Genomic DNA, 21674 nt, shown 5'->3' with positions numbered 1-21674 from the left:
GGGTATGGAGATGCCCGACGCGGTCAAGTGGCTCCTGCCGATCGTCGTCGGGGAAAGCTGGCCCGAAGGCGACGAGGACAAACTCCGCGAACTGCGCGACGCCTGGCACAACGCCTCGAAGGCCGTCCAGCCGATCGCCGACACCGCGACCAAGGGCGCCACCGAGGTCCTCGGCGGCTGGACCGGTGAAGGCGCGGAGAAGTTCGCCGAGGCCTGGAAGAAGTTCGTCGAGGGCGACGAGGCGTACTTCAAGTCGCTCGCCGACTCTTCGAAAGCGCTCGGCGACTCGTGCAACGCGACCGCGCTGGACGTCGAGTACACGAAGTACATGATCATCATCTCGCTGGTGATCCTCGCCGCGCAGATCGTCGCGATGATCGCGGCCGCGGCGGTGACCTTCGGTGGTTCGACGGCCGGGATCGCGCCGGCGCAGATCGCCACCCGCATGACCGTCCAGATGATCTTCCGGCAGCTGATGCAGAAGCTCGCGCAGGAAGGCTTCAAGAAGGTCGCGAAGGAACTCCTCGAGAAACTCCTCAAGGAGGGCCTGAAGAAGATCGGCAAGGAGGTCCTGCAGAACACGGCGATGAACCTCGCCATGGACGCGGGCATCCAGGGTCTCCAGATGGCCAAGGGCGACCGCGACAGCTGGGATCTCAGCAAGACCAAGGATTCCGCGATCAGCGGTGCCGTCGACGGCGTGGTCGGCGCGGGTAGCAGCAGTATCGGCAAGGGCGCGACCAAGGGACTTTCCGACAGCGTCGGCGGCCAGATCGTCGACAGCGCGGCGCGCGGTGCCGTACGCGGTGCGGCCGAAGGTGTCGCCAGCACGGTCGGGCAGGCCGCCGTCACCGGTGACCTGGACAAGCTTTCGGCCAAGGACGTCCTGATGGGCGCTTCCGGCGGAGCCGTGGGCGGCGGTGTCGACGGGGCGAAGAGCCAGATCGGCGACATCAAGGCCGCGAACACGCCCGGCGCCCCGGGAGACGGTCCTTCCACGCCGGATGTGGATTCCGGTTCTTCTTCGGATCCCGGTTCTTCTTCGCGGCCGGACTCGTCGCAACGGTCCACTTCGGACAGTGAGGCGACGTCGAGCCGCGGTTCGGACGGCGATTCTTCGCCGCGGAGCTCGTCCGCTGATCCGCAGCCACGTTCCGAGAGCGGACCGCAGCGGACGGCGGACAGCGACCGGGTCAGCCAGTCGTCGACGCAGGCCCCGGAACGTTCAGCGGACACCGGTGACGGTCAGCGTGCGCCGCAGACCCACCAGAACGCCGCGGACAACGGTTCCGGTCAGCAGCAGGCCGCGGCGGCGAATCAGCAGCAGGCACCCGCCGCACAAACACAGGCACCCGCGGCGGGCGCTGCCCAGACACCCGCGGGAAGCCCGGCACCGGCGTCGAGCCCCGCGTCCGGCCCGGCACAGGGACCGGCCTCCAGTCCTGCGTCCAGCCCGGCACAAGGTCCGTCGCACAGCCCGTCGCAAGGACCGGCATCCAGCCCGGCACAGAGTCCGACGCAAGGTCCGTCGCACAGCCCGTCACAGGGACCGGCGTCCAGCCCGGCACCCGGTCCGTCGCACAGCCCGTCGCCGAGTCCCTCGCAGTCCAGCGCGATGCCGCCCGCCGCTTCCTCTTCCACGGGTGCGCCGTCGAGTTCGGGCGGGTACGGCATGGCGTCGAACCCGGGTTCGAGCTCGCCCGCTCCGTCGGGCGGGTACGGCATGGCGCCCGGCGGCAACCCGCCCGGCAACGGTCCGGCTCCCGGCGGTTTCCCGCCTCCCGGCCACGATCCGTCGCGGCCCGTCCGGCCGAACGACGGCGTCCAGGCCGCGGGCTTCACCGGCAACGGCGGGCCGCAGCAGCCGCGTTTCGACCAGCCGCCCGCCCCGATGCCCTTCCAGGGCCAGCAGCCGATGCAGCCGCCGCCTCCGGGTGGTTTCGCACCTCCGCCGCCTCCTCCCGGCGCCATGCCGCCGCGCGGGCCGCAGGGCCCGCGTCCGACTGGACCGCAGCCGCCGCGGCAGCATCCCGGTCAGGGTGGATATCCGCAGGACCGCGGGCCGCGGCAGCGTCCTCAGCAACCGCCGCAGCCGCCGGGTCCGCAGGGTCCGCCGCGCCCGCCTCAGGGGTATCAGGGCAGGCCGGGGCCGGGTCCCGGCCCGAACGGCGGCGTCCCGCCGCGCCCGCAGACGCCTCCGCCCGGCCCGCCGCCGGGCAACCGCGGTCCGGCCGGTCATCCGCCGCGGCCCCAGCATCCGGGCAACGGTCCGTTCCCCGGCAACCGCGGCCCCATGCCGCCGCCTCCGCCCGGCCATCACCCGGGTCAGCCCGGCCGTCCAGGACAGCAGCCCGGCCGGCCGATGCCGCCCGGTGCCGAGCCGCCGCGCTTCGGCGGTCCGCAACGTCCGCCGCAGGTCCCGGCACCGCGTCCCGGCCACGACGGGAACGCGGGTCCCCAGGACCGCACCCAGCAGCCGCAGCGTCCCTCGCAGCAGCAGCCCCCGATGCGGCCGGTGGAGGAGGCCCCGCGGCAGGCACCTCAGGACACCGAGCTGCCCAAGGACACAGACGTCCCCAAGGACACCGAGACGCCTCAGGACACCGAGTCACCGAAGGACACCGAGACGCCCCAGGACGTCACGCCCGACGACAAGACCACCGTCGACGAGCCGTACCTGACGGATCCGGACTTCCACACGGACGACCCCGCCGCCTACCGCGCGCTCGCCGATACGCAGATCGACAAGCGCGGTTTCGACAACGAGACCGGGGAAGCGCGGAGCGAACAGGTCCGCCGCGAAGGTCTCGCCAAACGCGACGCCCACGAAGATCCGCGCGTCAAGGAGATGTCGGATCAGGGCGCCTACGCGGTCCACAGCTACACGCGTACCGACATGGCCGAGCGGATCACGCACGCCCAGCGCCACGGCGGCGCGGAGCTGGACGCGCTCCGGCCGCATATCGAGGCGATCACCTCCGGCCTCAACGAGATGCCCGCCTACGAGGGCCTCGTCTCGCGGCGGGTGAACTTCAACGGCAACGAAAGCGCGATCCGGAGTTTCCTCGAAGCGCACGCCAGGGGCCAGGTCATCGTCGACCCGCAGATGCTGAGCACGTCGCGGGTCACCCCCGAGCATCCGCGGAGCAACTTCCCCGGCGAAGTCGAGATGCGCATCCAGTCGAAGACCGGACGCCACATCGAGGACCTCGCGTCCATCAAGGACGAACGCGAAGTGCTGATGAAGTCGGCGACGCAGCTGCGTGTCACCGACGTCAAGATGGGCCCGGGGCATCCCGACCACCCCGATTACAAGAAGCGGCTGGACGACGGCTCGCCCAACGACCTGCCGAAGTGGATCGTCGAATGCGAAGAGGTCGTCGCCGGTGAAGACGGCCACCTGAGCCCGGACGAGGTCCACCAGAAGGTCGCCGAGCGGCGCGAATACAACAACGCCGTGCAGGATCGGCTGGCGCAGGAAGCGGCCGAGCAGGAAGCCCAGCTGCGCCGCGACCACCCGGAACTGTTCCAGGGCCAGGGCCTCGCGGGACTCGAGACCAAGCTGGCCGACGGCAAGGGCGGCTGGGTCGACGCCACCGACGCCCCGGTCCACGACATCCCCAAGCCGAGGGAGCATGTTCCCGACGGCGGCTGGTCCGAGCTGGCGAAGCCGCTCGACGAGGGCGGGACGCCGGTCATCCACGCCGGTTCGGCCGAGACACCGCACCAGCAGGTGCGGCTGCTCATGGACGAGATCCCGGCGATCGGCGAGGCCAACACCCGCAACTACTACGCGCCCGAATCGTGGAAGGACGGCTACCAGACGAACTCGGCCGAGTCGCTGGTCGCGTTCGAGGACCGGATGAACGGTGGCGACTCGGTCGCCGGGCCGTCGACCGGTGGTTCGCCGTTGCAGCACGTCAGCGACCGGCTCGGCGGGCAGTGGTCGGATCGGAACGGCTTCGCCGACGTCGCCCGTGAACTGGGTGAACGTCCGGTCGGCGCGCGGACCGCGGTGGCGTTCGAGCAGCACGCCGCCGCCGAGCCGAACGCGCCGGAGGGTTCGCCGCGGTCCAAGGACCGGATCGAGACGCGGATCGTCGCCGCGGTGCACACGCCGCACGGCGTCGTCTTCGCCGACCCGATGACCGGACGGCTCGCGGAGCTGCCCGACGATCCGACGTCGATCAAGGCGATGCCGATGGGCGGCGGCGATGCCCCGCACACGCCGGAAGCGCCGCACACCGACAAGTCCCCTGAGGCCGAAAAGCCGGTTCAGGAGCAGGCGCCGAAGACCGAGGTCGACATCGCCGACCGGCTCAAGGGCCCGGAAGAAGCACCCAAGCGAATCGACGAGAGCTACCTCGGCGACGAGAACTTCCGTGGCTCGCCGGAGGATCACAAGAGCCTCCGTGACCGCTACGACAACGCCGACCACGCCGAGCAGGCCCGCGAAAAGGCGCTCAAGCGGCTCGAAGCCAGCCCGCTGAAGGACCGCGTCTCGCCCGAAGCGGCGGAAGCGATCTACTCGTACTCGCGCGAACACGCGTACGCGATCAACGACGCGAACCGCCGGGGTGAGTCGCACCCCGACTTCGAGAACGCCCAGCGCAGCACCCGGGCGATCGTCGGCGCGCTCAACGAGCTTCCGGACTTCCACGGCGAGGCCATCCGCGGCATCGACACCAAGGGCGACATGCAGGCCGCCGCGATCATGGCGGCGCACTACGAGCCAGGCCAGACCGTCCCCGAGCCGACGATGACCAGCTCCACCATCAAGACGTCGCCGGACACGAAGTCGAAATTCGGCGAAGACGTCGAGATCCACATCGTCTCGAAGACGGGCAAGGACGTCTCGTCACTCGCCGAGAACCCGCGCGAGAACGAGGCCATCAACAAGCCGGCCACGCAGCTTTACGTGCACAGCAAGGAGTTCAAGACTCCGCCGCTGGTCGACCGGCCGAAGTGGGTCATCCACGCCGAAGAGGTCACTCCCGGCGACCCGCGCTACCTCGACCCCGAGACCGCCAAGCAGAAGATGGACGAGCGGCGGGCCCGGCACGCCGCGGAGGCCCCCGAACTCGCGCGTCTCGCCCAGGCACAGTCGATGGCGCGCCTCGGCGGCTTCGACGAGCCGCAGACTCCGCACCTCACCACGGAAAACCCGGCGCAGCACGGGGTCGCGGACGCCGACAAGGGACCCGAGTACGGCGAGCAGCCCGTCACCGACGACACGATCGAGCTGCCCACTCCCGCGCGGGACTACTCGTCGATGGCGGTCGCGACGAACCCGCCGAGCGAACCGGCGATCCACGCCGGCTCGGCGAGCCCCGCGCAGCAGGCCGCGTACCTCGCGGACCGGCACCCGCGACTGGGTGAGGTCAACCCGCATTTCAACGACCCCGACGCGCTGGCGAACGGTTACCGGTCCAACTGCACCCGCACGCCGGGCGCGTACATGGACCGGCTGAACGGCATCGATTCGACCGCCGATCCGCTGCTGGTGCACGAGATGGACAGCCGCGGCACGCTGGAACACGTCGAGGAGCGGTTCGGCGGGCAGTTCTCCGACCGCGCCGACTACGACACCGTCATCCGTGAGATGCGGGGGATGCCGACCGATCACCACGCGGTCGTCGCGGTGAAGTACCTCGACGAGAACGGCGTCGAGCGGGGACACGTCGCCATGGTGGCCAACACCCGTGACGGCGTCGCGTTCATCGACCCGCAGTCCGGTGCGCTGATGAACCTGCCGCATCCGCCGCTGAGCATGAAGCTGATGCACGTCGGCGTCCCGGAAGGTCCGGCCGCACAGCCCGTCGACCCGCGGATCGCGTTCGCCAGGGACGACACCCCCGACGTGCCGCCGTCGCGGATCGGGCCGGACGGCCGTCCCATCGTGGACGCGGGCTACGGCATGGCGCACGACGAGCCGGCCCAGCACAACCGGGCCGATGGCGAGCGGTTCCTGAACGATCCCGAGGTCGCGGCCGCGGTGGACGGACTCGACCCGGACAAGAAGCGGGCCGTCCACGAGGACGAGAACGGGGTCAAGCACGACGTCGGGCCGATGCGGGACTTCATCCGCGAACACCTGCCCGCGCATCCGGAACTCGTCCGGCTGATGGAGCATCCGGACAACGCGTACCTGCGCGCTTCGCTGCTCAACAACCCGATGACCATCGGCAGTCTCCTGCTGCACCCGGAGGCCATCCCGATCCTCGAAGACGCCTTGCGTGACGTCGAGGAGCGCGGTTTCCCGATGATCGACGACGTCCGTCAGGACGGCCCCGGCGACACCCCGCTGACCCAGGACCAGCGGGACCTCGCGAACGCGGCGGCCGATATCGCCGCCGACGTGGAGCGCGGCGATCAGTACCACGCCGGCTTCGATCGTGCGGACAAGGGCGATTCCGCGAAGATCCAGGAGTTCCTGGACGCCGAGCGGGAGGCGTGGCCGCAGAACCAGGGCGACCTCAACCGGATCGCCGAACGGATCGCGGAGGAGAACAACGGGGACGCGTCGGGCAGGCCCGGTCCGAAGGACGACGACCGTGCGAAGGCGAAGATCGCGGGTTACGACGGAGACGCGTCGAAACTCACCGACCTGGTGGGCGTGAAGATCCAGTTCGACACACTGGCCGACGTCTACAACGCGCTGAACGCGGTGATGGCCGATCCGGATCTCCGGATCGTCAGCTTCGACGACCGGTTCGCGAATCCGCAGGACAGCGGGTACCGCGATCTGCAGATGAACGTCCGGCTGCCGAACGGGCACGTCGCCGAACTGCGGCTGCACCTGAAGCACATCGACACCGTGTCGGCCTACGAGCACGCCTTGTACGAGGTCCGCCGTGACTTCCCGACGTATAACCGGACACTGGACGAGAACAACAAGAAGAGGTTGTCCCCGGAACAGGCCCTGCTGGAAGCGGCGCTGATGGACCGGGTCCGGGAGAAGTTCATGGCCGGTCTCCGCAAGGGCCTGCCTCCTGAGGAGAACACGTGATCCAGACGCCGTCCTTCTACACGTACTTCGGGAAGACCTACCGCGTCGAGTCGACCCCCGACGGAGGCCTGACCGGCTTTCTCCTCAACCTGAGCACCGGCGAGTTCGACGAAAAGCCGGAGCACGTGCGTGAGGTCATGTGGGCGATGGCGAGTTCGGACATCAGCAAGGTGTCCGAAGAGAAGTTCGTCCAGGAGACCGAGCGCGCCCGCGCCTACGAGCTCAAGGGCAGCGGACCGATCTTCGCGCTCTACGAGACCATCGACGGCCTGTACGCGCAGGCCAAGCGCGAAAACCGCCGCGTGGAACCACCGGAATCGGCCTTGATTCAGTCTCTGCGCAAGCGCACCTTCAAGATGTGGGCGGACGAGCTGGCCCGCCGAGCCGCCGGCGAGGCGCCGTCGTTCCGGGCGGAACCACGTTTCCCGAACCGGGCGCGATGATTCACGTGGAACAACTGACTTCCGAACAACAGCGCGGGCTGCTGGTCGAGATCGGCAAGCTCATCCGGGCGGGTGTCACCGACGCGGCGCGGCCGGCGGCCGCCGATTTCCGGCAGGCCGGGGAGCACACCGAACTCGAGGGCCACAACGTCGTGCCCGCCCCCGAGCTGAACGAGCTCTTCGGCAGGCTTCGCACCGGCATGTACACCACCGGCCGCGGGACCTGGCTCCAGTCGCGGTTCACGCTCAACCCCGACGGCACCTTCGACTTCGATTTCACCCTCGACGACGAACCGGCGTGGACCAGGACCCCGCCGGCTTCGGCGTACCCGGACGAGCTGGCCGCGTTCCCGCGCGAGGACGAGCACGTCCCGGACTGGTGGCGGCTGCGCGCGCAGCTGCCGTTGCGCGTCGAGTTCCGGCACGCCCGGATCGTCGACGCGTACACCGAGGGCGAGCCACCGGTGGTGGACAGACCGGAGCTCGACGAATCCGAAGCACCGCTGGTCGCGCAGTACCTCGAACGTGAACCGGCGATCCTCTCCGGCAGCGGTCTCGGCAAGGACATCTTCGACCCGGAAGCCGACGGCGACGTCCCCGAGAGCTACCACACCGACGGCACCTGGATCTGGCACGCGTCCGTGCCGCACTACCTGCGGAAATACGGGATCCCGCCGGAGCCGGAGCTGGTCGGGCACATTCGCGGCCAGCGGTTCCAGCCGCCGTACGTCGAACACCTCGTGCGGCGGACCGCGGAAGCGGATCTGCTCGGCAAACCGAGGCCGAAACCGGGCCGCTCCGACGTCAAGAAGACCGAAGGCGACATCGCCGCGGAGCTGGAGACGGCGCCGAATCCGGCCCTGACCGACGAAGAGCTCCTGGTCGTGCTGGTCAGCAGGCTCGGCGAGCACGGCGTCTGGCCGGAGGCGTACCGCATCGGCGACCACGCGGACGGCGCCTGGTGCCTCAACTTCACTGAGAAGGGCTGGGAGGTCGCGGCCTACTCGGGCGGCGACCCGGTGTCGCCGAAGTACTTCGACAAGCTCGACGACGCGGCTCACCAGCTTCTCGGCGCCCTCCTGCTGCATCCGGCGAGGATGACCGCCGGGCACGAGACGCCGCTGGAGACGGCGAAGGAACTCGCCGATTGGCCGGTGCAGGCAGCGCCGGGTGAGCCTCCCCTCACCTTGCTCCGTAACAAGCGCGTCAGCCGGATGGTCGCCGGTACGGTCGTACTGCGGTTCGGCGAGGAAACCGGCAATCTGGTTCACCACGGAGGGGTACGGTTCGCCACGACGTCCCTGCCGCTGGAACGGGAGCGCGTCGGTGGGACCTACCGGCTGCGACGCCCGCTCCACGTGATCATCGGTGTCACCGTCCCTTGGGCGAACATGCCCGGCGGGGCGGTGGCCTACGTGCTCCCGAGGACCATCGCCGAGCACGTGTCCGACGGCAGCCTGGAGAGGATCGAGTAGGTGGAATCGGCGGAAGCGGTAGCCAAGGTCGAAGAGTGGCTGCGCGCGGTCCACGGTCCGGACGTGTCCGAACCGGGCGGCGCCGGCCTGCGCGTGAACCACGAGAAGGTCCTGCGCGTCCCCGAGGGCTGGTCGGTCCCCTACAACACGATCGCCTTCCTCGACGAGGGCCATGCCGAGAAGGAGATCTTCCCGCCGCCGTCGGTGATCGTCCGCGAACCGGACGGCGAACTGCGTCAGGCGCATCCGCAGCCCGGCGGGCTCAGCGTCCCGGTCGCGTTCCCCGGCCAGGAGGCGTGGCGCGAGGTCGTCGACCCCGAGTACGCCAAGGCCGGACTCGGTGACCTCGGGGTTCCGCCCGCGGTGGTCGCGGGCTGGGTCCAGGTCAACGCGGACGGCGTCCAGACCGGGCAGGAGCGGGAGAATCCCGAGTACAAGGCCGGTCCGATCCGCCGCGGCTACCCGAAGCCGGAGAACCGGCTCGAAACGCTGCTGTCGTTCGCCAGCGTCGGCTGGCTGACCAGGGAACAGCTGCTCATCGGGCTGCTGCGCTGCGAGGTCTACGTCCCGGTGGACCTGGCGTCGGGCAAGACGGAGCGGTTCTACTTCAACGAGGAACGCGCCGAGCTGCGGGTGTTCAGCTCGACCAGGAATCTCCCGTCCCGTGAACACGGGTACTGGAAGGTCGACATCGCCACGCTCGCCGGGTACGAAAGCCCGCCGAACCTCGTGATCAACGGCGGCCCGGCGACGTTCGAGGACGTCAGCGGCGCCGAACTCGCCGAAACCGCCCAGCGGTTCCCCCGCCGGGGCCCGGGCGTCGACGTCTACGAGCGCTGCCCGGAAGCGGATCCGGAACTGGAGACCTTCGCCGCCGAAACCGCCGCGAAGATGGGCCTGTCCGAACAGGTGAAGCCGCCGCTGGCCGCCGCCGAACGGGCGAGACGCCGCGGGTTCGAACTGAGCGCCGAGGAATGCCAGAAGACCGTCCTCGGCCAGTCGTGGCTGGCGCGGCTCAAGCAGCCGGAACCGCCGCGCGCCCGTCCGAACGACCTGCGGGCGAACGGGCTGGCGCCGGGTTACGACAACGAGGGGCAGATCCAGCCGCGTCTGGACACTTTCGGGAAGTACTTCGACCGAGACCGCTCCAGCTCGCGCTACGGCTGGCAGCGCGTCACGGGCGCGTACGTGGGTTTCGCGCTCGGCGAGGCGCTCGGAGCGGCTGTCGACCGGATGCGGCTCGACGAGATCCACAACACCTACGGCCCGGACGGTGTCACCGATCTGCCGGTCGCGTTCGACCTGCCCGGCCGGATCGGGCCGCTCACCCAGCGGCTGCTGTTCTACACCGAGGCCGTCATCCGCAGCCCGCATCGCGAGCAGCCGGAGAACCGCTCCGCCGAACAGGCGCTCGGGACGGTCGCCCGCAATTCGCTGATGCGCTGGCTGCACACCCAGGGCGCGCCGCTGGAAAACGCCGACGGCTGGCTGGTGAAGGTGCCGGAACTGCGTGTCCGCCGCACCCCCGACGACGCCGAACTGAACGCCTACCACGCGCTGGCGACCATTTCCCCGACGGCGATGCCGATGAGCGGGCCGGACGCGCTGGTCGCGGCGCTGCCGGCGGCGATGACCGCGGCGGGACCGGGGACCGCCATGAGCGGCGGTGTCCGCCAGGCGGTCCGCGACCTCGTTTCGGTCACTCATCCGGGTGAGATCGACGTCGAAGCGGCGACCTATTTGACCTGGCTTTTCGAACCCGCGCTGACCTCGGAGGCGTTCAGCTACCCCGTCTGGAACATCTCCCGCGAGATCTTCAGCGACCAGAACCCGCACCAGCGGGGGCCGGTCTGGACGGATCTGAAGGCGATGGTCGCGGAATCGGTGCCGTTCTTCGGCAAGCACGGCCTGCCCGATCTGCGGATCCCGGAGCTGATCGGCGACGGCAAGGGCACGCTTTCGGTGCTGGGACGCGCGTTCGCGGCGCTGTCCGGCTTCGAGAACTACCCGGAGCAGGCGCTGCTGCGGGCGGTCAACCACTCGGGCCGCAGCGCGATGACCGGCGCCATCGCCGGTGCGCTGCTCGGCGCCCGCACCGGCATCCCCGGTCTGCCGCAAAAATGGGTCGATCAGCTGGAACTGCGCTACCTGGTGGAGAACATCGCCACCGACGCGTTCTGGCATTTCGACCGCCATTCGGCGCTGAACGAGGTCGACGGCTGGGCCGAGCGGTATCCCCGCTGGTGAACGGAATGGGGACGATGAACGAAGAGGAAGCCGTCAGCCGGGTCGAGGAATGGCTGGCTGGCCGCGGCGGTGAGGGCACCGGCGCGTTGCGGGTGCGCCGCGACTACGTCGTGCGCGCGACCGACGGCTGGAACGTCACTTACAACACCGTCGGCTGGCTCGACGGGACCGATCCCGGCATGGGCCTCTTTCCCAGCCCGGTCGCGTTCGTGCCGGACGACGGCGGTGAGATCCGGCTCGACCTGGAGCTGATGGCGGTTTCGGCGGCGGGCGGCGACGACAGTGACGCCTTCACCCGGTGGACCGAGATCGCCGATCCCGAGTTCGACCCGGACGCGGTCCCCGGTCTGCCCGTCCCGAAGGCGGCGATCCTGCGCTGGGAGCAGCACACGCTCTACGGCGAGCCGACCGGCGCGGTCCGCGCGAACCCGGATCACCGGCCGGGGCCGCGGTTCTCCGGCCGCCCGGCACCGGAAAGCCCCGTCGAGACGCTCCTCGGCTATCTGCGCGTCGAGTGGATCACGCCGGAGGAGTTCGTCCACTGGATGCTCGACCTCGACGTCCTCGCCCCGGCGAAGGACGGCCACCTGCAGGTCCGCGATTTCGGCGACGCCGGAGTGCGGTTCGTCGTCTACACCTCCGAGGCGCAGGTGCCGTCGGAGTACACGATGTGGCAGCGAGTCCAGCCCCGCGTGCTGCTGCGGCGGGCCAAGGACAACCCCGGCGTCGGGCTGCTGGTCAACCCGGGACGGCCGGAGACCTTCAACGTCTACCCGGAGACACTGCGGCAGGTCGCCGACCTCGAACTCCCGGTGGGAACCGAGCGCCCCGAGTCGGTCGGGCGCCCCGCCTACTTCAGCGGGGAGTACGACGGCGCCGCCGTCGCGAACCTGCGGAGTCTCGTCGACCAGGCTCGCGACAACGGCTACACCCTGAGCAGCGAAGAACTCGCTCGCTACACGCGGGCCGCGACGCTGTCGTTCGAGCGCTCCCGGGCGAAGCACGACGGCCGTCCGCTGCCGGAGCTGCCCGAAGACCTGTTCGCCAACGGTCTGGTGACGCACTTTTACGACAACGGCGAACCTCGCCCGACTGCCTGGACGTTCGGGAAGTTCTACAACCCGACGCTCCCTGTCGGCAGCTTCGCGTACCCCCGGCTTCTCGGCGCGTACGTCGGCTTCGCGCTCGGAGACGCGCTCGGCTCGGGCGCGGACCCCGCCGACGGCCTGCCACTCGGCGGGCTGACCCGGCAGCTGCTGTTCCACACCGAATCGGTGATCCGCGGCCTGGACCCGACTCCGGACAAACCCGAGATCCCGGCGTCGCTGCCCGCGGGCGGACGGCCGGACGGCTGGGTCGCCAAAGCCACCGAAGGCGCGGGCCCGCCGCCCGCCGAGTTCTCGGCGATGCTGGCGACCGCGCTCGCCGCGACGGTGACCGGCGGCGTGCAGGGTCCCGCCGACAATGCGTTCTACGCGATGAAGGTGGTCCGTGAGCTGGTCGGGTCCGCGGCGGGCCACGAGGTCGTCCACGGTGCCGAACTGCTGGTGAACCTGTTCCGCGCCCAGCTCGCGGCCCGCGACGGCCAACCGGCGGTCGCGAACTTCCTTGAGGGCTTCGACGAGTACAGCGGCGAGGTCGGCGACCTGGTCAAGACCGTGCTCGACCTCCGGAACGACGTCGACGGCACTGACGGCGATGACGTCGAGCAATTCGACAGCATCGGAGACGGCAGGACGCCGCTTTCGGTACTCGGCAGGGCGTTGTTCGCCGCCGCCAAACGAGGCCACGACCCCGAGGCCGCGCTCGCGCTGGCCGCTCGCGGCGGCGCGGTGACGGTCGCGCTGACCGGGGCGATGGTGGGCGCCAGGCTCACCGTGCCCGGTCTGCCGGAGGCCTGGCTCGCCGCGTATCCCGGCCTCGGCGTCGTCGACGCCATGGCGGGCGACGCCTATTACTACTTCAACCGCTTCGGCCTGCCCCGCGAACCCGAAGAGCGGCGACGCTGGGACGCGAACCGGTACCCACGAGGAGATCAGTAAAGACATGCGCGAGTGGCTTCAAGATCCGGCGACCAGGTCACGGCTGCGCGGCAGCCTGTACGCGGGGGCGCTCGGCGACGCGCTCGGCGCGAAGACCGAGTTCGACTCGATCGACCGTATCCGGGAGATCGCCGGACCGGCCGGGATCACCGGTCTCATCCCCGCGTACGGCGGCCTCGGGCGGATCACCGACGACACCCAGATGACGCTGTTCACCCTGGAAGGCCTGATCAGGGCCCATGCCGCCGCCCGGCGGGAGCAAGGGACCTTTGCTATCGCCGAACCGGTCGAGCAGTCACTGCAGCTGGCCTACCAGCGCTGGCTGCACACCCAGGGCGTCTCGTGGGAGCGGGCTCGCGGCCCGGAGAACACGAGCCCGGAACCGGACGGCTGGCTGATCACGAACCGCGAGCTGTTCAGCCGTCGCGCGCCCGGCCTCACCTGCTTCGGCGAGCTGGAGGCGTACGGGAAGACGGGAGTGCGCGCCGGCATGGCCAAGCCGGTGAACAACTCGAAGGGCTGCGGCGGCATCATGCGCGCGGCCCCGGTCGCGCTGTGGTCGGACGATCTCGCCGAGGTGTTCCGGCTCGGCGCCGAGAGCGCGGCACTGACGCACGGTCACCCGAGCGGGTATCTCTCGTCGGGTGCTTTCGCGGTGATCGTGCACGAACTGCTGCGTGGGAAACCGCTGCTCGACGCCCTCGCGACCGCCCGTGCCGAACTGGAGAAGTACCCGGGGCACGAGGAGCAGAGCGTCGCGCTGGACCAAGCTCTCGCCCTTTCCAAGGACGGGGCCCCGACGCCGGAGAAGCTCGAGACCCTCGGGCAGGGGAACGTCGGCGAAACCGCGCTCTCCATGTCGGTCTACGTCGCGCTGACCACCACGGACCCGAACGTCGCGCTGCTCGCGTCGGTGAACCACAGCGGTGACAGCGACTCGACGGGATCGGTCTGCGGGAACCTCGTCGGCGCGATGTACGGCGAGGAAGAGCTGGAGACGAGCTGGCTCGTGGAGCTGGAGCTGAGCGAAGTGATCGGACAGCTGGCGGACGACGCGCTCGCGGAGTTCGGCGGGAACGCGCCGGGTGACGACCGGTGGTACGCCCGCTATCCGGCCCACTAGATTTACCTCCGGTTTGGGGAACTTGGGGAGGGGACACATAGTGCGTTACCGGGTTCAAGCGGCGGAGCGGCCGGATGGCCTGTACGCCGTCTGGGGGGACACCGTCTTCGCGGCCCAGCGGTCGACCGAAGACGGCACACTGCTGCTCATCGCGCCGCCGGGGGAAGCGGCGCCGGAGGGGTTCGATCGCGACTGGAACGGGCGGCCCGCCCGCGTGGTGCTGAACGGCGAGGCAGGCGCGACCTTCAGCCTCCAGTCGTACGGCCGGTTCGACGACGAGCACTTCCAGATCGCGCCGAGCACCGGCGGCGGCGACCTGACCTTGCGCTGGGCTGGCGAGGACGCGGCCCGCGCCGCCGAACTGGGGCTGACGGACTTCTCGACCACGGCCGCGCCGTCGCGGCTGACGGCGTTGTGGCAGACCAGGCACGATTTCGTCGAGACGCCGGAGGCCCGGCCGGAGCCCGGAACGGGTGACCAGGCCGCACTGCTGCGCGCCATCGGCCGGACCCTGCTGCGGGTGCTGCCGCCGGGCTGGCAGCGGGTCGGCGCCCAGTTCCGGCAGGTCGGCGACTACTCCGAACTCGAGGTCCGCTCGGTCGGCGACGAGGGCAACGGCCCGGTGTCGGTGTCGATCGCGGCCCCGCCGGAGCTCGGTTCGCTGTTCGCACGGTTGCGCGCGGCGATGAACCAGCCCGAGACCGGCACCTGGTTCCAGGGCACCTTCACGCTGGACTCGGAATCGCATTTCGACTTCGACTTCGACGCCGAGCAGGAACCCACGTGGCGGCTGGCGCCGAACGAGGGCGGCAAGCCGTCGCCGCGCGCGTACGCGACCGAACTCGCGATCTTCCCGCGCGACAAGAAGCACGTCCCGGCCTGGCTCTCGGCCAAGGCGGGCCTGCCGCTGGACGTGGTGTTCCGGCACGCGAAGGTCGTCGACGTGCACAACGAGGGCGAACGGCCGGTCGTCAACCGGCCGCCGGTGCCGCCGGAAATGATGCGCGGCGTACTGGACTACCTCTTCCGCTCGCCGGTGGCGCTGACCCGGCCGGGTCCGCAGCCGGACATCTTCACCCCGAACGGCCCGCCGGACGTGCCGAACGCCTTCCACACCGACGGCGTCTGGATCTGGCCCGCGGCCGTGCCGCACTACCTGCGCAAGTACGGCGTGCCGCCCGAGCCGGAGCTGGTCGAGCACATCCGGGCCGCCGGCTTCCGGCCGCCGCTGGTCGGCGAGCTGGTGCGGGCGACCGCCGAAGCGGAGATCGTCGGCAAGCCGCGGCCGCCGCAGACCGCCGCGGATCTGCCGGACGAAAGCATCCGCACCCGCGTCGAACGCGACGGCGAACCCGCCCGCGACATCCGGGCCGTCGAGGTGCTGGACGTCCTGTACCAGCGCCTGGCCGAACACGGCGTCGCGCCGACGTCGTACCGGATCGGCGCGAACGCGGTCCCGGAGCCGGGCCTGTGGACGTTGCGCCGCACCGAGAGCGGCTGGGAGGTCTCACGTCCGCCGACGGACGAGCCGGTGGCGTTCGCGAAACTCGAAGAGGCGGCGCGGTTCTTCCTCGGCACCCTGCTGCTGTACCCGGCACGGGCGACGGCCGGCGCGAACGAGGAGGCCGACAACCCTGCCGACTGGCCGATCCTGCCGCTGCGCGGCGAACCGCCGCTGAACTTCTTCCGCCGCAAGCGGATCGTCGTCCTGCCGGCGGGCACCACGGTGCAGCGGTTCGGGAACGAGACCGGCAACCTCGTGCACGCCGAAGCGGCGCGGTTCATCGAGACGTCGCTGGCCGCGGACCGCGAACGCGAACGCCGCCTGTACCGCGTCCTGCGGCCGCTGCGCGTGGTCACCGGCATCACCGCGCCGTGGAACGGGACGCCGGGTGGAGCCGTGGCCTACGTCCTGCCGCGGCCGCTCGCCCAGCACCTCGAAACCGGCGCGCTTTCCCGCGTTTAGTCCTCTGGATGCGGGTTTTCGCAGGCTAAATCGAGCCGAACGTCAAACGTGGCGGGTTTCCCGGGCGGAGTCGATGGCGGGATGAAGGCTCTGGTCAGGTGCGAGTGGGGTCGTGAGTGGCAAAGGTCGTTCTGGCGAGCTTCCCCTTAGGTACCTACTGCGTGACCTGTGGCGCTTCTTGCGTGATGCCAGGTTTGAAGTGCATAAAGGGGTCCTTCATGTAGTGGGTTTTGCGCGCGAAGGGCCCTTCCCTACTCTCAGGGTAGGGAAGGAGTCCTTCACGGACCTGCGATCCCGATCCACCCGCCGTAGGCACCTAGAACACGGTCGGCCTAACCCGAATCGCCACTCACGAGACGCGAGGATGAGCGGGCGGCTCCTTCAGTGCTTCCAACGCCCCGGCGTCGAACTCTCATGTCCCCACGACCGCGACCTGGCATCAACCGCAGCCTCAACCACGTAGGTACCTAAGACACCCTTGGCTCTAACCCTCATCGCCACTCACGACCCCTCTCACAGCTGCGCAAAGCATCCAAATCGGGCACTAAATCGACTCGGCGACCAGCTCGTAGGACCGGGCCCGCGCCGCCGAGTCGTACACCGGTGTCGTCAGCATCAGCTCGTCGGCACCGGTGGCCGCGGCGAGGTCCTTCAGCGACCGCACCACCTTCTCCGGCCCGCCGTGTGCCTGCACGGCGGTGAACTGGGCGACCAGCTCGGCCGATTCCGGCGCCATCTCGTGCGCGGCCGCCTGTTCCGGGGTCGGGAAGGCGAGGTCGCCGCCTTCCCCCTTGAGCAGGGACGACTTGATCACCGCGCACGGTCCGGCGAGCTGGGCCGCTTCCGCGTCGGTGTCCGCGCAGATCGTCTCGACGCAGAGGATCACGTACGGCTTTTCGCGCCACCGTGACGGTTTGAAGTTCGCGCGGTAGGCCTGCAGCACCTCGGCCGTGTGCTGCGGGCGGATGTGATGCGCGGCCGCGATCGGCAAGCCGAGCTCGGCCGCGAGCGAGGCACCGGCAGCGCTGGAACACAGCAGCCACGGTTGCGGCGTCGGCACCTCGCCGGGCAGCACCCGGATACCGGACTCCCCGGCCAGATGACCCAGCAACTCGGCGACGTCGGCGCGGTACTCGTCGTCCGTCGCCGGGTCCGCGCCCCGTCGCAGCGCGCGGATGATCTTCTCGTCGAACGTGCCGGGACCGCGCCCGACGCCGAGGTCGATCCGGCCGGGGTTCAACGCCGAAAGCGTCGCGAACTGCTCGGCGATGGCGAGCGGGGCGTGGTTCGGCGCCATCACCCCGCCGGAGCCGACCCGGATCGACGACGTCACCGCGGCGAGATGCGCGGCCAGCACCGGCGGCGAGGACGTCGCGATGGCGGGCGAGCCGTGATGCTCCGCGATCCAGACGCGGTGATACCCCAGTTCCTCCAGTTTTCCGGTGACGGCGACTGTCGACGCGAGTACTTCGGTGGCCGCGCGGCCGTCCTCGACGATGGCGAGTTCGAGCGCGGAAAGCGGGATCCCCATGCCCCCAACGTAGTCAAACTCAGGACGCGGTGATGAGCACCGCGGGCGACCACCAGTAGTCCGCCAGCGGCTCGATCCGGATGCTGGTGAAGCCCGCTTCCTTCAGCTGCGAAGCCCAGTCGGTGGCGGGCTGTTCCCAGTTCGTGCGGTCCGCCCCCGGTTTGACCAGGCCGAGCAGGATCGGCAGCAGAAATCCCTGCGCCACCAGCGACGCGGCCTTGCCGTACTCCGAGATCCCGCGTTCGTAGCGGACGACCAGGGAGAGCAGGTACTCGGCGGAGTCTTCGTCGTACTCGGGCACGTCGAATTCGGCGAGCACCAGGCAGGCGGTGCGCGGCCGGAGCGCACGGAGGACCTCGGTGCGCTCGGCCGTCGGGATCGACTGGAGTGCGAACGTCGACTGCGTCAGCTGCCAGTGCCTGTCGTCGTGGCGGGCGAGGAACTCCTGCGCGGTGACGCCCCAGGTGTGCAGGCCATGGGTGCCGCCGAGGTGCTTGCGGGTTTCCGCGAGCAGCGCGCTCGACGGCTCGACGAGGTCGATGCGGCCCGGCTGCCGGTCCGCCTGTTCGAGCGCGGGGACGACGGCGAGCCCGTCGCCGCAGCCGAGGTCGAGCAGGGAGCCGACGCTGCCGTAGCGCCGGGCGAGCATGGCGCTGAGCACGCGGTACAGCTTGACGTTCCCGCCGCCGCGGATGAACTCCGTGAACGCGGCGGGCTGGTCGTACACACCTCCGCCGCCGTCCTCGGTCAGGTACCGGTGCAGTTCGCGGCCGAGCGTGGATCCGGCGCGCTCGGCGAGGTCCGCGGCCTTGGCCTGGTCACCGTCGCGGTACGCGGTGAGCGCTTCGGCCAGGACGTCCGTTTTCTTCATGTTCTCCTGTTTACCGTCAGAACGGCACCCAAAGGGTGACTCTGGTGCCATTGCCCGGAGCCGACTCCACCCTCGCGGTCCCGCCGACCTCGTTCAGCCGGGCGGTGATGGACTCGCTGATCCCGAATCCGGCGGGCCGGGAGTCGATGCTGAACCCGGCACCGTGATCGCGGGTGATCACCGTGACGCCGCCTTCCCGCTCCTCGACGCGCACGACGACCTTGTCCGTCCCGGCATGTTTGAGGGTGTTGCGCAGGGACTCGCGGACGGCGTCGCGGATGGCGATCTGCCGGACCTCCGAAAGCGTGTCGTCGTCGAGTTCGGCGATCACGAGCTGGGCGCGCAGGCCGTCGCGCGCCATCTCCGCCGCCAGCGACGCGAGCTTCTCGCCCAGCGGCCGCGACCCGGCCTCCGAGCGTTGCGAAGCCTCGCTCTCGATCGTCCGCCGCAGTTCCATCGACTGCGCCCGCGCCAGCCGCTGCACCTCCGCGAGCCGCGCGGCCGCGTCGCCCTTGTCGACCAGCGCGATCGCTTCGAGGGTCTGCAGCACCGAGTCGTGCAGCATCCGGTGCTGGCGGGCGCGTTCGGCGATCCGGCCGTTGCGGATGCCGTACGCGAGGGCGAGCCGGGTGCCGAGGCCGATCAGGACGAGGGCGCCGCTCGCGGTGAAGAGCACGCCGAGGATCGACGGGAAGGTGGCCATCGCGTCGCCGGGCGCGGCCTGGCCGGTGCCGAACAGGGACGCGAGCATCCGCACCGGGAAGCTGACGAGGGCGAGCGCCGCGGCGGCGGGCATGCCCAGCGCCAGCGCCAGCAACGCGACCTCGCCGAGCAGGTGTTTGCCGGGCACCGCCATCGCCTCGGTGAAGACCGAAGCCGGCACCAGCGCCCCCACCGCGAGTGGCGCGAGCAGCGTGAACACGAGGTCGAGCGCCAGCAGGCGGACGGCGTGCTGCGGGCGGAACGGCGCCGAGCGCAGCATCCACCGGATCCCGTACAGCGAGAGCGCGGCCGACCCGAGTGCCACCAGCCCGACCGGGCCGATCCCGATCATGCCGTGCGTGGAGACGTAGACGCCGAAGGCGCCGGGCACCGCGAAGAGCCGGTAGACCAGCGGGACGAGGGCGACGTAGCGGGCGGCTCTGAGCAAGAGGTTGTCGCGATGAGCCGTGTCGATCGGACCGGACATCTGCTGGATCCGCCGGAGCGCGCGCATCGGTGTCGGGTCGCCGACCTCGTCGGACAGCTCGCTCGTCGCCGTGGCCAGCGCGGGCGCGCCGCGACGCAGCAACGTCACCAGAAAACTGGGCGGCCGCTTCGCCATGGATTTTCCCCCTGCCCGGAGCACCGGCAGGAGTATCTCCGTTTACGCCGGACGGATCCAGAGGCCAACGGGGGTCATCTCAGCCGATGCCGTTCTCGGCGGCCCATTTCTTCAACTCGGCGACCGCTTCGTCGTGCTCCAGCGGACCGCGGTCGAGCCGCAGTTCCTTCAGGTGCTTCCACGCCTTGCCGACGTCCGGCCCCGGCTTGAGGTCGAGGATCCGCATGATCTCCTCGCCGTTGAGGTCCGGCCGGACCCGGTCGAGGTCCTCCTGCGCCTGGATCGTTTCGATCCGCCGCTCGAGGTCGTCGTAGGTCGCCTGCAGCGCGGCCGCCTTCTTGCGGTTGCGCGTGGTGCAGTCGGCGCGCACCAGCTTGTGCAGCCGGGGCAGCCGGGCGGTGGCGTCGGTGACGTAGCGCCGCACCGCCGAATCGGTCCATTCGCCCTTGCCGTAGCCGTGGAACCGCAGGTGCAGGAACACGAGCTGGCTGACGTCCTGGACGATCTCCTTCGAGAACTTCAGGGCACGCAAACGCTTGCGGGCCATCTTCGCGCCGACGACCTCGTGATGGTGGAAGCTCACCCCGCCGCCGGGCTGGAACTCGCGCGTCGCGGGCTTGCCGACGTCGTGCAGGAGCGCCGCGAGCCGCAGGATGAGGTCCGGCTCCGACGTCGGTTCGTGGGTCTTCTCCAGGTCGATCGCCTGCGCGAGCACGGTCAGCGAGTGCTGGTAGACGTCCTTGTGCTGGTGGTGCTCGTCGATCGCGAGCCGCATGCCGGGCACCTCGGGCAGCACCCGGTCGGCGAGGCGCGTGTCGACCAGCAGCTCGATTCCGGGCCGGGGGTCGTCCGCCAGCAGCAGCTTCGACAGCTCGGCCTGGACACGCTCGGCGGTGATCCGGTCGATCTCCTCGGCCATCGACGTCATCGCGTCGATCACCCGCGGCGCCGCGGTGAACCCGAGCTGCGCGGCGAACCGCGCGGCGCGCAGCATGCGCAGCGGGTCGTCGGCGAAGGACTCCTGCGGGGTCGCGGGCGTGTCGAGCACCTGGTCCTGGAGCGCCTGAAGCCCGTCGTACGGGTCGACGAAGGTCTTGTTCGCCAGGTCGATCGCCATCGCGTTGACGGTGAAGTCGCGGCGAAGCAAATCTCCCTCGATGCTGTCGCCGAAGGTGACCTCGGGGTTGCGGCCGACGCGGTCGTAGCTGTCGGCGCGGAACGTGGTGATCTCCAGCGTCATGCCCTGTTTGGTCACGCCGACCGTGCCGAACGCGATACCGACGTCCCAGACCGCGTCGCCCCAGGCGCTGACGATCTTGAGCACCTGGTCGGGCCGGGCGTCGGTGGTGAAGTCGAGGTCGTTCGACAGCCTGCGGAGCATCATGTCGCGGACGCTGCCGCCGACGAGGTACAGGCTGTGCCCCGCCTTCGCGAAGAGCTTCGCGAGCTCGTCCGCCAACGGGGAGATGCGCATCAGCTCGGTCACGGCGTTCTTCATCGCAGTGCTCTTCCCCGCAATCGCCTGCCCGGCGACCACCTTGTTCACGACAATCCCACCACGATTTGGATGTACTTACTACGGCCGGGCCCAACACGGGCACGGTGAGCCAGCGTACCCGTACCGCCGTTTGCTCTAGCATCGC

The 21674-nt window shown here is 70.0% G+C and carries 11 protein-coding genes; 7 read left to right on the top strand and 4 right to left on the bottom strand.

The genetic code is table 11. The features are described 5' to 3' along the window. The first annotated feature begins 4 nt into the window (after positions 1 to 4). Genes DMH03_RS04545 through DMH03_RS04515 form a run of 7 tightly spaced genes read left to right on the top strand, consistent with a single transcriptional unit; the run spans position 5 to position 16305 of the window. Positions 5 to 7009, top strand: coding sequence for a toxin glutamine deamidase domain-containing protein (locus DMH03_RS04545; RefSeq protein WP_125790707.1), 7005 nt, complete (start codon positions 5 to 7; stop codon positions 7007 to 7009). After that, positions 7006 to 7452, top strand: a complete 447-nt coding sequence (locus DMH03_RS04540; protein ID WP_125790706.1) for a hypothetical protein — start codon at positions 7006 to 7008, stop codon at positions 7450 to 7452. The genes DMH03_RS04545 and DMH03_RS04540 overlap by 4 nt, the downstream gene beginning before the upstream one ends. Positions 7453 to 7457: 5 nt before the next feature. Continuing rightward, positions 7458 to 8927: a TNT domain-containing protein gene (locus DMH03_RS04535; RefSeq protein WP_125790705.1), complete on the top strand. Its 1470-nt coding sequence runs from the start codon at positions 7458 to 7460 to the stop codon at positions 8925 to 8927. Continuing rightward, positions 8928 to 11174, top strand: coding sequence for an ADP-ribosylglycohydrolase family protein (locus DMH03_RS04530; protein ID WP_125790704.1), 2247 nt, complete (start codon positions 8928 to 8930; stop codon positions 11172 to 11174). Positions 11175 to 11188: 14 nt separating this feature from the next. Then, positions 11189 to 13216 (top strand): YrhB domain-containing protein, encoded by a 2028-nt coding sequence (locus DMH03_RS04525; protein WP_125790703.1) that lies wholly within the window; start codon positions 11189 to 11191, stop codon positions 13214 to 13216. 4 nt (positions 13217 to 13220) lie between these two features. Further along, entirely contained in the window at positions 13221 to 14339 is a 1119-nt protein-coding gene (locus DMH03_RS04520; protein ID WP_125790702.1) for an ADP-ribosylglycohydrolase family protein, read from the top strand. Between the two features lie 40 nt (positions 14340 to 14379). Further along, complete coding sequence (locus DMH03_RS04515) at positions 14380 to 16305, top strand: TNT domain-containing protein (protein ID WP_125790701.1); 1926 nt, start codon at positions 14380 to 14382, stop codon at positions 16303 to 16305. Positions 16306 to 16849: 544 nt separating this feature from the next. On the opposite strand, the gene DMH03_RS04510 is transcribed toward DMH03_RS04515, so the two are convergent. The 4 genes from DMH03_RS04510 to DMH03_RS04495 form a co-directional block, all read right to left on the bottom strand. Next, the gene (locus DMH03_RS04510) at positions 16850 to 17836 is read right to left on the bottom strand and encodes an LLM class flavin-dependent oxidoreductase (protein ID WP_125790700.1); all 987 of its coding nucleotides are present in this window, start codon (positions 17834 to 17836) and stop codon (positions 16850 to 16852) included. Between the two features lie 19 nt (positions 17837 to 17855). After that, positions 17856 to 18707: a class I SAM-dependent methyltransferase gene (locus DMH03_RS04505; RefSeq protein WP_125790699.1), complete on the bottom strand. Its 852-nt coding sequence runs from the start codon at positions 18705 to 18707 to the stop codon at positions 17856 to 17858. A 16-nt stretch (positions 18708 to 18723) separates the two neighbouring features. Further along, positions 18724 to 20031, bottom strand: a complete 1308-nt coding sequence (locus tag DMH03_RS04500; RefSeq protein WP_125790698.1) for a sensor histidine kinase — start codon at positions 20029 to 20031, stop codon at positions 18724 to 18726. 79 nt (positions 20032 to 20110) lie between these two features. Beyond that, complete coding sequence (locus tag DMH03_RS04495) at positions 20111 to 21529, bottom strand: CCA tRNA nucleotidyltransferase (RefSeq protein WP_125790697.1); 1419 nt, start codon at positions 21527 to 21529, stop codon at positions 20111 to 20113. Positions 21530 to 21674: the final 145 nt, after the last annotated feature.

The sequence above is a fragment of the Amycolatopsis sp. WAC 01376 genome, assembly GCF_003947415.1.
In the GTDB taxonomy this organism is placed as follows: Bacteria; Actinomycetota; Actinomycetes; order Mycobacteriales; family Pseudonocardiaceae; genus Amycolatopsis.
This window is presented reverse-complemented; position numbering and strand designations above follow the sequence as displayed.